Raw genomic sequence first — 11,800 nt, 5'->3', positions numbered from 1 at the left:
GGGAAATAAAAGATGAGGCTATCATCTTAATAAAAGAAAGGAGTAAAATCAAAATGAATAAGAAAACATTATCAAAGCTGACCAGTGTCCTGCTGGCAGCGGCTATGGTCCTTGCCTTCATGCCGGCACTGACCTTCAGTTCACACGCAGCCACGAAGAAGGCAAAAACTTCTATTACACGTGTTGCTCCTAAGGCAGCCAAGACTTCCGTACAGCTTGGAAAGAGCCTGACTTTCAAGGTTAAGGTTGTTCCGTCCAAGCTCGCAAATAAGACGACCTTCACATCCAGCAACACCAAGGTTCTGACCGTTAACAAGAAGACCGGAAAGGCTTCCGCAAAGAAAGCCGGGACATCAAAGGTAACGGCCAAGGCCGGCAAGCTGTCCGCATCCTGGACGGTAAAGGTTACCAAGGCTGCAAAGACAGAAAGATCCACAGGAGCTGCAGCAACACTGCAGAAGGAAATGGATCAGTTCAAGGGTAAGACAGCAGCAGACATCGCAGGCATGACCGAAGAGCAGCAGGCAGAACTGCTGAAGCAGTATTCCGCAATTATCCCGGCCAATGTCACGATTGACGCTTCTGTAGTCAAGTCCATGACGGCTGAGCAGAAGACCATGCTGGCGAAGGATCTGGAAGTTCTGTCCAACTATGACGCAACGGTCACAGCAGGAACAAAGAGCGGAAAGAACGCAACAGTAAAGGTAAAGGTGACTACATATCAGTACAGCACAGTCAACAAGACACTGGTTAATAATGTAGCAAATGATTTCGGCCTCGACAACCTGAAGGCTCTGTATAAGGATCCAACAAACAAAGAACTCGGTGCAAAACTCGTTGCTGTCGTCATCAAGGATCTCAACGACCAGATTCCGGCAATCAAGGCTGCAGGAAAGACAACAACTACCGTTACTGTACCGATGACACTGGAGCACGGTGTATGGCAGACAACCAAGACCACAGATCTGACTAAGGCTTCCAAGACCGGCGCATTCAAGCTGGCTGACGCCATGACAGACGGTCTCTGCACAGTAGTTGCAGATGTAGCGGCCAAGGCAGCGGCTTTGATCAAGTAAACGCCTAACTGCGGCGCTTTACGTCAGACAGCCATATAATATGGAACGATCAACCCCGTGCGGACAAAATATCCGTGCGGGGTTTTCTTGCGCTTTGAATTTTGTCCTGTGAAGAGGAAGATTCTGGAAAAAACAGCGCGACTTTCCCTGTAAACCCCCGGTTTAGAAGATTTATTTGTATACATACAAAAAAGAGGGGAAAAGTTGTTGACAGGGATGAAGAAAAAGGGTATAGTAAGTGCATAAGTTAAATCACATTAAATCAGTATGTTAATAGAGTTAATAGGAACCACGGAACAGCAGAAGCATGGTGCCGGGTGAAAGGAGAAAAACTTGGGTATCATATTTGAAGAGCTGGTTCGCAGGAACTACAGATTCGGGCGAATGTTATAACATCGGAAACAGATTGTTTTCCGGCCCCGGAGAAGCAGCCGCGGACAGCAGCCGGAAACATCGATATAAATAAGTATAAAGCATTCGAACAGAAATTATCAAACCCATAAATATAAATCAGATAGAATAATAAAGAGGTTGGCAGTGCCCGAAACTGCAGAAAGAGGAAATAAAATGGCAGAGCATAAATTTGGATTCAATACACTTCAGCTTCACGTAGGACAGGAAGAGGCCGATCCGGTTACGGATTCCCGCGCGGTTCCAATTTATCAGACGACATCATATGTATTCCATAACTGCGAGCATGCAGCTGACCGTTTTGGACTGAGAGACGCCGGAAACATTTACGGAAGACTGACCAACTCCACACAGGATGTTCTGGAGAAGAGAGTTGCCGCACTGGAAGGCGGAGTTGCCGGACTGGCGCTGGCTTCTGGAGCTGCAGCTGTAACATATGCAATCCTGGCGCTTGCAGCAGGCGGCGATCATGTTGTCGCACAGAAGACCATCTACGGCGGAAGTTCCAACCTGCTGGAGCACACACTCCGTCCATACGGAATCGATACAACATTCGTAAATGCGCATGACCTGAAGGAAGTTGAAGGAGCAATCAAGGAGAACACAAAGGTTGTTTACCTGGAGACTCTGGGCAACCCGAACTCTGATATTCCGGACATCGACGCAATTGCTGAAATCGCTCACAAGCACGGCATTCCGGTTGTCGTAGATAACACATTCGGAACACCGTACCTCTTCCGTCCGCTGGAGCACGGCGCAGACGTAGTCGTACATTCTGCAACCAAGTTCATCGGCGGCCACGGAACAACACTGGGCGGCATCATTGTAGACGGAGACACATTCGACTGGAATAAGTCCGATAAGTATCCGCAGTTCACAGAGCCGAACGCAAGCTACCATGGTGTCAAGTTCGCAGACGTTCCGGGAACTGTTGCGACATATGTAAGAGCAATCCTGCTCAGAGATACAGGTGCTACACTTTCTCCGTTCAATGCCTTCCTCCTGCTGCAGGGCCTGGAGACACTGTCCCTGAGACTGGATCGTCACATTGAGAATACAAAGAAGGTTATCGAATACCTGAAGACACAGCCGCTGGTTGAGTCCATCAACCATCCGTCCCTGCCGGATCATCCGGATCACGCCCTGTATGAGAAGTACTTCCCGAACGGCGGAGCTTCCATCTTCACATTTAACATCAAGGGCGGACAGAAGGAAGCCTTCGAGTTCATCGACCACTTGAAGATCTTCTCCCTGCTGGCTAACGTTGCAGACGTGAAGTCCCTCGTCATTCACCCGGCTACAACAACACATGCCGAGCTGAATGAGCAGGAACTTGAAGCAGCAGGAATTCACCAGAATACAATCCGTCTGTCCATCGGAACAGAAGACGCTGAGGACATCATCTGGGATCTGGATCAGGCATTCCAGGCAGTCGGAAAGTAATTTTACGACAAAAAATACCCGCGCTGCGGCAGCCCATTTCCGCAGCGCTTCAGCAAGAAAACTCCTTTATCTCTGCAAAATGTGCAGAATAAGAAAACCTGTAACTGGTATCTGCAGATGTGCAGAAAAGCAAGCCAGTAAAACCGTAAATCTGTAAAAAGCCGGCAGCAGAAACTGCCGCCGGGAAAATGTGTATGTGTATAACAGAGACAGCCCCACAAAGTTATGAAAATGACTTGTGCCGGCTGTCTTTTGTTTTCGGCGCATGTTCTGGATGGAAACGGAAACAGGCCGTTGAGAGGGGCGGGCACAGCATTGAAATATAAGTATACTGTATACTTTCTTGGGCGTAGAAGCGAATCGGGCCTGGTCCTTCGGAATTTCGGCTGACCCGGAAACAGCAAAAAGAAATGATAATATTTGTTTAAATATCACAAAAACTGCAAGGATACATGTGAAATAATTGTGGTGATAATGAATAAAGATTTGCGAAACTTGAAATTGTCTGACCACAATGGTAAACTATATCATAGATTATGTTCTTTTTGAAGAACTCATACCCGTTAACTTGATAATTTTTTGGATGTGGTGTATAACTATTGTTGCAGAAATTTATCTGTTTGCACAAAACGGGTATGGATTGGTATTTGTCGAAAGGAGAAAAACCATGGAGAAGAAAAATCTTGACTGGGGAAAACTTACATTTTCCTATCAGCCGACTGATTATCGTTATGTAGCTAACTGGGAAAACGGAAGCTGGGATGACGGAGAGCTGTCCACAGAGCCGACCGTAACAATGAGCGAGTGCGCAGGCGTCCTGCAGTATGCACAGGCTGTATTCGAAGGCCTGAAGGCATATACAACAAAAGACGGCAGAATCGTTACTTTCCGTCCTGACTTGAACGGCGAGCGTATCGAGAGATCCGCAAAGCGCCTGGTTATGCCGGTATTCCCGAAGGAAAGATTTGTAGACGCAGTAAAGAAGGTTGTTAAGGCCAACGAAGCATGGGTTCCGCCATTTGGCTCCGGAGCAACACTTTATCTGAGACCGTTCCTGTTCGGAATCGGACCGGTCATCGGCGTAGCACCGGCACCGTCCTATCAGTTCCGTATGTTTGCTACTCCGGTAGGACCATACTTCCCGGGCGGAGCTGTTAAGCCGATCAGAGTTAAGGTTTCTGACTACGACAGAGCAGCGCCGGTAGGAACAGGAGACATCAAGGCAGGTCTGAACTATGCAATGTCCCTGCGCGCAATTGATGAGGCACACAGACAGGGATTCAACGAGAACTTCTACCTGGATTCCAAGACCAGAACAAACCTCGAGGAGACAGGCGGAGCCAACATCATCTGCATCAAGGGCAACAAGTTCATCACACCGAAGTCAAATACAATTCTGCCATCCGTTACACGTCGTTCCCTGGAAGTCGTTGCAAAGGACTACCTGGGCATGGAAGTTGAAGAAAGAGTCATTCCGTTCACAGAACTGAAGGAAATGGACGAGATCGGTGTCTGCGGAACAGCTGCAGTAATCGCTCCGGTTGGAGAGATCAACGATCACGGAGATGTCATCAAGGTTCCGACAGGCATGGAGAAGTGCGGACCAGTTCTGAAGAAGCTGAGAGATACACTGACAGGAATTCAGATGTGCGAGATCGAGGCACCGGAAGGCTGGATCGTCGAGATCAAGTAATCTTCTTCTCTCGTTTTGGCAAACGTTTGAACAGAACATATACGCGGCACGGCCATTCAGCTGTGCCGTTTTCTTTTGCCGGACTTCCGCTAATGGGAGGCTGACTGCTTCTGATTTACCAGGGTGGTGGGGTCTGTTATATCTGATGCAGCTGCTCCTTTCGCTGTGATACAGTTCTGACAGGACATCAGGCAGATTACAGAATGGAGTCCGGGATGCATATTTCCGATACAGTGGAAAACAGATCGTGCTACATTATATTGGTATCTATGAATGATTGAAAACAGGGAGGAATTATGGATTGGGAAAGCGCAGACCATGGATTTGGTCCTGAATACGATGAGCATTCAAAAATACTGATTTTAGGAAGTTTTCCTTCTGTAAAATCCAGAGAGCAGGCCTTCTATTACGGCCACCCGCAGAACCGCTTCTGGAAAGTGCTGGCGGCGCTGGCAGGGGCAGAAGTGCCGGCTGGTGTAGAGGAAAAGAAGGCCTTTCTTCACGCTCATCACATTGCCGTTTACGATGCGATCGAATCCTGCACGATAAAAGGTTCCTCAGACAGTTCCATCCGGGATGTGATTCCTGCAGACATCCGGCCAATCCTGAACGGTTCGGAAATCGGCAGCAGAATTTTCACCAATGGCCGGAAGGCCGGTCAGATGTATAAGAAGTACATCCTGCCGGAAACCGGGATCCCGTCTCATGACCTTCCGTCCACGAGCCCGGCCAACGCAGCCTGGACACTGGACAAGCTGATCGCTGAGTGGGGAAAGTGGATTAAGCCCGAGTGGGTTTCAATTTAAGAAAATGAAATATGAAAATCAACTTGAGCAGGCGAAAAGAAAATGACGGTCAAATCCTTTCCTTTTCCCGACTGCTGTTATTTCTTTTTGCGAGAAGAATGTTCCCTGTGTTTTCTGCTGCTCTGAATGGAATGAGCTTCTTCGCGCTTCTGGTCCTGCGCATGCTTTCTGATGTGTGATTTCGCAGCTGATGTCTTATGTTTTGTCTTCATCGCAGACTTTGTGTGGTTTATCTTCGCGGCTTTTTCCCTGCGCTTTTTCTTTTTTGTCCGGTCTTTCATGACGGAAAAACCGAATTGACCGAGCGGGCGGCCTAACGTGTAGTAGGTACCGTGGGAATAGGCGATCGGGCGGGAATACTCGAGGTGGAAGGTATTGTTTTCATCCATATATGCTTCATCGGCCTGAACGCAGACGACTTCGGCAAGGAACATGACGTGGCTGCCCAGGTCGATGGACTGGGTAACGCGGCATTCGATGCTGACCGGAGACTCGTCAACGGTCGGGGCCTTGATCTTGCAGCTCTTTCCCGGGGTGAGTCCGAGGGCCTCGAATTTATCGATGTCGCGGCCGGAACGGACGCCGCAGAAATCTGCCGCGGAGGCAAGGGCTTCTGTGGTCAGATTGATGACGAACTCGCCGGTTTTCTCGATAATGCCGAAGGAATAGCGTTCGCGGCGGACGGAAATAGAGACCATCGGCGGATCGGAGCAGATGGTGCCGGTCCATGCGACGGTGAAGATGTTCGGCTTTCCGGTGTCCGGATTCAAAGTGCTGACCATGACGGCCGGAATCGGATAAAGCTGGTTGCCCGGTTTGGCAAACGGGACCTTGTTGTGCGGCCGGTGCTGATGCTTATGATTGTGATTCTGATTCTGTCTGCTGACTTCTGCTTTATTCATGTTTTTCTCTTTCTGTGTCGGTATTTGTACCGCTGCAGCTGGAAGGTCCGTGTAAATCTACGCAGCACCCTGTTGCAGCTGGGTTATTTAATTCTGATTAAAATAATATTGGAGAAGACGCTTTGTTTGTTAATTGACAATCATTGTTGTAAATTCTTCTTTTATTAATGGATAATATTTTATCATAAATCTTCAATATCGGACATTCAAATATGAAATTACCTATCAATATGCTGTAAAAATGCATGCGATTACGGCGAAAAGACAGATTGTATGCAGTATTTTTGTTGAAAAGATACAAGAAGGGTTGAAAAATGTATTGTCGATGATACAATGATAGATATAGTAAATGAAACAGTATCTCCGATATAGATTAAAATACGATGTCGGAATTGTTTACCGATTGTTTTTTCACGGCGGCTCAGGCAGGAAGGCCTCTTGCCGGGAAGATTTTGTCTGAACGGACTGTAGAAAGATGAATCGGGACTTCTGTTGATGAAGAAACTGAGTAAAAGAAGGGTTTGAAGTATGAGCAGATTAACAATGGTGACTGAGAGCACCGCCCAGAAAACGGTAGAGGGCTTGTACAAGGATATCGAGCGCAGAATCACCGCCAGCCAGCCGGGAATCTGTCCGGTCAATCTGTCGGTGGCCTTCCTGCACATCTGCCGGTCGCAGTCATGCGGAAAGTGCGTGCCTTGCCGTGTCGGGCTGATGCGTCTGGAAGAGCTGATTCAGAAGGTGCTGAACGGATGCGGAGAACTCTCCGATCTGGATACAATTGAAACCACAGCACAGGGAATTTTTGACTCTGCTGACTGCGCGATCGGAGTGGAAGCGGCGAGGATGGTTCTCAAGGGATTGAAGGGATTCCGCGATGATTATGAGGAGCACATCAAGCACGGCAGATGTTCGCTGACCCAGGTGAAGTCGGTTCCGTGCGTGGAACTGTGTCCTGCGCATGTCGACATCCCGGGCTATATCGGCCTGATCAGAGAGGGAAGATACACAGACGCGGTCGAGCTGATCCGCAAGGACAATCCGCTTCCTGCAGTCTGCGGCATGATCTGCGAGCATCCGTGTGAGGCGCGCTGCAGAAGGACGCTGGTGGATGACGCAATTAATATCAGAGGCCTGAAGCTCTACGCGGTCGAGCATGAGGGAGAGATTCCTGCACCGAAGTGTGCGCCGCCGACCGGAAAGAAAGTTGCCATTATCGGAGGAGGTCCGGGAGGTCTGTCCGCCGCATATTATCTGGCAAGAATGGGTCATGATGTGACCGTTTACGAGCAGAGAAAGCATCTCGGCGGCATGCTCCGCTATGGTATTCCGAGCTATCGTCTGCCAAAGGATATTCTGGATCATGAGATTGACGGCATTCTGAAAGCCGGCATTCATGTAAAGAAAAATGTCAGAATCGGCAAGGATATCGATGTCAATACTCTGAGAAAGAGCTGTGACGCCATGTACATCTGCATCGGCGCTCATGTCGGAAGAACCATCGGAATCGAAGGCGAGGATGCGAAAGGTGTTGTTCTGGCGGTTGACATGCTCCGCGGAATCGGCGACGGCAAGATGCCGGATTACACCGGAAAGAACGTCGTGGTCGTCGGCGGAGGAAACGTTGCGATGGACGCAGCACGCTCGGCAATCCGTCTCCACGCGAAGTCCGTCAAGATCGTATACCGCAGAAGACAGGCGGATATGACCGCACTGAAAGAGGAAGTTGAGGGCGCAATCGGCGACGGCTGTGAGATTATGGAGCTGAATTCGCCAAAAAGAATCGAGAAAGATGAAAACGGAAATCTGGCTGCACTGATCGTTCAGCCGCAGATCGTCGGCGAAGTGAAGGGCGGACGCCCGAGCCCGAGAAATGCGGAAGCTGGAGAAGAGAAAATTCCGTGCGACATCCTGATTGAAGCCATCGGACAGGGAATTGACTACACAGTATTCGCAGAAGAAGCCGGTGTGCACGTTCACCGCGGAACCATTGATGCCTTCGACTGGGGCGGTGTAAAGGATCAGGACGGTATTTTTGCCGGCGGCGACTGCGTAACCGGACCGGCTACAGTAATCCGCGCAATTGCGGCAGGAAAAGTTGCCGCGGCCAACATCGACGATTATCTCGGTTTTGATCACCAGATCACATCGGATGTGGAAATTCCGCCGGTCCGCCTGGACGATACAGAAGCCTGCGGAAGAGTAAACATGAAGATGAGAGATCCACGTGAGAGAATTAAGGATTTCGATATCATGGAAATCTGTATGAGTGATGAAGAGGCGAAGCAGGAGGCATCCCGATGCCTGAGATGTGACCACTTCGGCTATGGAATATTCAAGGGAGGCAGAGAAGAAAAATGGTAAAGGTTATGATCGATGAGCGTCCGGTAACTGTACCGAACGGCACGACAATCCTGGAAGCGGCAACAAAGGCCGGCATCCATATCCCGACGCTCTGTTTCTTAAAGGATATCAATGAAATCGGCGCCTGCCGCGTCTGCGTGGTTGAAGTAGAGGGGCACAGAAGACTGTTCACCGCCTGCAACAATGTCGTAGAAGACGGTATGGTCATCTGGACACACAGCAAGAGAGCCCGGGAAGCCCGCAAAAAGAACGTGGAGCTGATCATCAGCGAGCATCACATGAACTGCGCGATCTGCGCCAGAAACAACAACTGCAAACTGCAGGACGTTGCTTCAGATCTGAATATCAGCGAGCTCCCGTTCAAGAAGAAGATCGACTACCGTTTCCGCAACAGAAAGTCCGACTTCCCGCTGATCCATGACTTCAGCAAGTGCATCAAGTGCATGCGCTGCGTGCAGATCTGCGACAAGGTGCAGAATTCACACATCTGGGACGTTGTCAGCCTGGGCTACGACATCACGGTAGATACACTGGACACACTGGATCTGGAACATTCTGACTGTGCGCTCTGCGGCCAGTGCATCACCCACTGTCCGGTCAATGCTCTTCATGAAAGAGACGATACACAGAAAATGCTGGATGCCCTCGATGATCCGGAGAAGGTTACCGTCGTTCAGATTGCGCCGTCCGTCCGCGCGGCGTGGGGCGAGGAATTCGGACTGGATCCGGAATTTGCAAGCGTGAAGAGGCTGGTGCAGGCCCTGCATCAGGTTGGATTCGACTATATCTACGATACCGACTTTTCCGCAGACCTGACCATTATGGAAGAGGCAAGCGAATTCCTTGAGAAGGTCAAGAACCCGAAGAAAGCCAAATTCCCGATGTTCACCAGCTGCTGTCCGGGATGGGTACGTTTCTGTAAGGCGCACTACCCGCAGTTCGTGGATCAGGTATCCACATCCAAGTCCCCGCAGCAGATGTTCGGCGCCATCGCAAAAACTTATCTGGCGGAGCAGATCGGTGTAGATCCGGATAAGATCTTCTCCGTTTCCATCATGCCTTGCATCGCAAAGAAGCACGAGTGTGCGCTTCCGAACATGAACGATGCGGGACACGGACAGGATGTCGACCTGGCACTGACCACCAGAGAAGTCGTCCGCCTGATCAGAGGAACCCACATCGACCCGAGAACTCTGGAAGAGCGTGAACTTGACCAGCCGCTCGGCATCGGAAGCGGCGCCGGCGTCATCTTCGGCGCGACCGGAGGCGTTATGGAAGCCGCTCTCAGAAGTGCGTACTACATGGTTTACGGAAAGAACCCGAAGCCGGATGCCTTCCGCGATGTCCGCGGCATGAAAGGCTGGAAGGAAGCCCGGTTCAATCTCGGCGGAAATGAACTGAGCGTGGCTGTAGTCAGCGGACTCGGCAACGCATCACGCCTGCTGGATGCGCTGGACAATGGTTCCGTTCATTATGATTTCGTTGAAGTCATGGCCTGTCCGGGCGGATGTTCCGGCGGCGGCGGACAGCCGATTCACGACGGCGTGGAGAAGGCCGAAGACCGTGCAGACGTCCTCTACAGACTGGACCGTCACGATCAGCTCCGCTTCTCCCACGAGAACCCGGCAATCATCCACTGCTACGAGAACTTCTTGAAGACGCCGCTTTCTCCGAAGGCAGAGAAACTGCTTCATACCGATCAGCATGCATGGCAGATGCCAAACGAGTAGCAGCTGCGGCGCAGGAATCTGCTCCGGTCAGCGTGAAAATTTATGAATATCGAGTAGAATAAGCCAGCGAGGTGTATACTAGATGTATACACGTTAAAGACTGACAGCTTAGTAATCCGGGCCGGCGTCACCTTTTGCGCCGGCCCTTGCTGTAGACAGAATCAGAAAAGAAGGAGCATACGTTTGATCGGACAAAAATTAACTGCGCAAGAGGCCAGTGAGAAGCTTCAGAAAACGGACCGCCGCATTCTGGAGCTTATCGGAAAACTGGAAAACGAACACGCGCTTCAGAAAAATGAATATATCTATATGCTCGATCACATGAGCGATGCGGCAGAGACCCTGCTTGCAGAAAAAGCCCGCCGCGTCCGGGAAGAAATTTACGGAAAAGACGTCTTCGTCCGCGGCATCATTGAGTTCAGCAACGTCTGTAAAAATGACTGTTACTACTGTGGAATCAGAAAAGATAATGAGAAAGTAAAGCGTTACCGCCTCAGCGACGAGCAGATCATGGAATGCTGTAAAATCGGCTACGAATCCGGTTACCGGACCTATGTCCTGCAAAGCGGAGAAGACGGCCGCTACACCGACGAAGTCCTGGGAAATCTGGTCTCGAAAATCCATAACAGCTATCCAGACTGCGCCATCACCCTGTCCGTCGGAGAAAGAAGCAGAGAAAGCTATCAGTATCTGTTTGACGCAGGCGCTGACCGTTATCTTCTTCGTCATGAGACCGCAGATGAAGCGCATTACAGAAAACTTCATCCTGCGGAAATGAGCTGGAAGCACAGGATGAACTGCCTGCAGGAACTCCGGGACATCGGATACGACGTGGGCGCCGGCATGATGGTGGGATCACCCTATCAGACCAGTGAAGACCTTGCCGAGGACCTTTTGTTCATCGGAGACTTTAAACCGGAAATGTGCGGAATCGGACCATTCATCCCGCACCGTGACACACCGTTCAGAGAGCAGAAGGCAGGGACGCTGGAACAGACATTATATCTGCTTTCCATCATCCGCCTGATTCACCCGCATGTGCTGCTTCCGTCCACAACAGCGCTGGGGACCATCGACCCGCTGGGGCGTGAGAAGGGCGTGCTGGCGGGGGCCAATGTCGTCATGCCGAACCTGTCGCCGGGAAAAACGCGCCGGCAGTACGAGCTCTACAACGATAAAATCTGTATGGACGACGATGCGGTGCAGTGCAGGAGCTGTATGGATCTGCGGATGCGCTCCATCGGCTACCAGATGGTCGTTGACCGCGGGGATTACCGGAAATAGACGGATCCGCCGGCCCTGCGGGGCCTTCTGGCATACTTCCCATGAGACCCGGCAGCAGGGCTGGAGTCGAAAACGTCTGGTCCATATCGGG

Annotated in this window: 8 protein-coding genes; 7 read left to right on the top strand and 1 reads right to left on the bottom strand. The window is 50.5% G+C overall.

The features are described from left to right. Positions 1 to 53: 53 nt before the first annotated feature. The 4 genes from ACI77B_RS01225 (at position 54) to ACI77B_RS01210 (ending at position 5,429) form a co-directional block, all read left to right on the top strand. Positions 54 to 1,076, top strand: coding sequence for an Ig-like domain-containing protein (locus ACI77B_RS01225; protein ID WP_409337008.1), 1,023 nt, complete (start codon positions 54 to 56; stop codon positions 1,074 to 1,076). A gap of 567 nt (positions 1,077 to 1,643) precedes the next feature. Beyond that, entirely contained in the window at positions 1,644 to 2,930 is a 1,287-nt protein-coding gene (locus tag ACI77B_RS01220; protein ID WP_409337007.1) for an O-acetylhomoserine aminocarboxypropyltransferase/cysteine synthase family protein, read from the top strand. Between the two features lie 667 nt (positions 2,931 to 3,597). After that, positions 3,598 to 4,623, top strand: coding sequence for a branched-chain amino acid aminotransferase (locus tag ACI77B_RS01215; RefSeq protein WP_409337006.1), 1,026 nt, complete (start codon positions 3,598 to 3,600; stop codon positions 4,621 to 4,623). A 296-nt stretch (positions 4,624 to 4,919) separates the two neighbouring features. Further along, on the top strand, positions 4,920 to 5,429 hold the full coding sequence (locus tag ACI77B_RS01210; RefSeq protein ID WP_409337005.1) for a DNA-deoxyinosine glycosylase: 510 nt from the start codon (positions 4,920 to 4,922) through the stop codon (positions 5,427 to 5,429). Positions 5,430 to 5,506: 77 nt separating this feature from the next. Here the strand turns inward: ACI77B_RS01210 and ACI77B_RS01205 are convergent, their stop codons facing one another. Further along, the gene (locus tag ACI77B_RS01205) at positions 5,507 to 6,331 is read right to left on the bottom strand and encodes a flavin reductase family protein (RefSeq protein WP_409337004.1); all 825 of its coding nucleotides are present in this window, start codon (positions 6,329 to 6,331) and stop codon (positions 5,507 to 5,509) included. 528 nt (positions 6,332 to 6,859) lie between these two features. Between ACI77B_RS01205 and ACI77B_RS01200 the strand changes: the two genes are divergently transcribed. From ACI77B_RS01200 to hydE, 3 genes are all read left to right on the top strand, one after another. Then, complete coding sequence (locus tag ACI77B_RS01200; protein WP_409337003.1) at positions 6,860 to 8,695, top strand: NAD(P)-binding protein; 1,836 nt, start codon at positions 6,860 to 6,862, stop codon at positions 8,693 to 8,695. Further along, the gene (locus ACI77B_RS01195; RefSeq protein WP_409337002.1) at positions 8,689 to 10,425 is read left to right on the top strand and encodes a [FeFe] hydrogenase, group A; all 1,737 of its coding nucleotides are present in this window, start codon (positions 8,689 to 8,691) and stop codon (positions 10,423 to 10,425) included. Before ACI77B_RS01200 ends, ACI77B_RS01195 begins: the two co-directional genes overlap by 7 nt. Positions 10,426 to 10,671: 246 nt before the next feature. Further along, the gene (hydE, locus tag ACI77B_RS01190; protein ID WP_409337680.1) at positions 10,672 to 11,709 is read left to right on the top strand and encodes a [FeFe] hydrogenase H-cluster radical SAM maturase HydE; all 1,038 of its coding nucleotides are present in this window, start codon (positions 10,672 to 10,674) and stop codon (positions 11,707 to 11,709) included. Positions 11,710 to 11,800 lie beyond the last annotated feature (91 nt).

Source organism: Eubacterium sp. F2, assembly GCF_046244355.1.
In the GTDB taxonomy this organism is placed as follows: Bacteria; Bacillota; Clostridia; order Peptostreptococcales; family Anaerovoracaceae; genus Aminicella.
The sequence above is the reverse complement of the archived record's forward strand: the minus strand, read 5'-3'. Positions and strand labels throughout refer to the sequence as shown.

Coding starts and splice junctions, on each gene's coding strand:
- ACI77B_RS01225 (WP_409337008.1), top strand. CDS start 54: ATGAATAAGAAAACATTATCAAAGCTGACCAGTGTCCTGCTGGCAGCG.
- ACI77B_RS01220 (WP_409337007.1), top strand. CDS start 1,644: ATGGCAGAGCATAAATTTGGATTCAATACACTTCAGCTTCACGTAGGA.
- ACI77B_RS01215 (WP_409337006.1), top strand. CDS start 3,598: ATGGAGAAGAAAAATCTTGACTGGGGAAAACTTACATTTTCCTATCAG.
- ACI77B_RS01210 (WP_409337005.1), top strand. CDS start 4,920: ATGGATTGGGAAAGCGCAGACCATGGATTTGGTCCTGAATACGATGAG.
- ACI77B_RS01205 (WP_409337004.1), bottom strand. CDS start 6,331: ATGAATAAAGCAGAAGTCAGCAGACAGAATCAGAATCACAATCATAAG.
- ACI77B_RS01200 (WP_409337003.1), top strand. CDS start 6,860: ATGAGCAGATTAACAATGGTGACTGAGAGCACCGCCCAGAAAACGGTA.
- ACI77B_RS01195 (WP_409337002.1), top strand. CDS start 8,689: ATGGTAAAGGTTATGATCGATGAGCGTCCGGTAACTGTACCGAACGGC.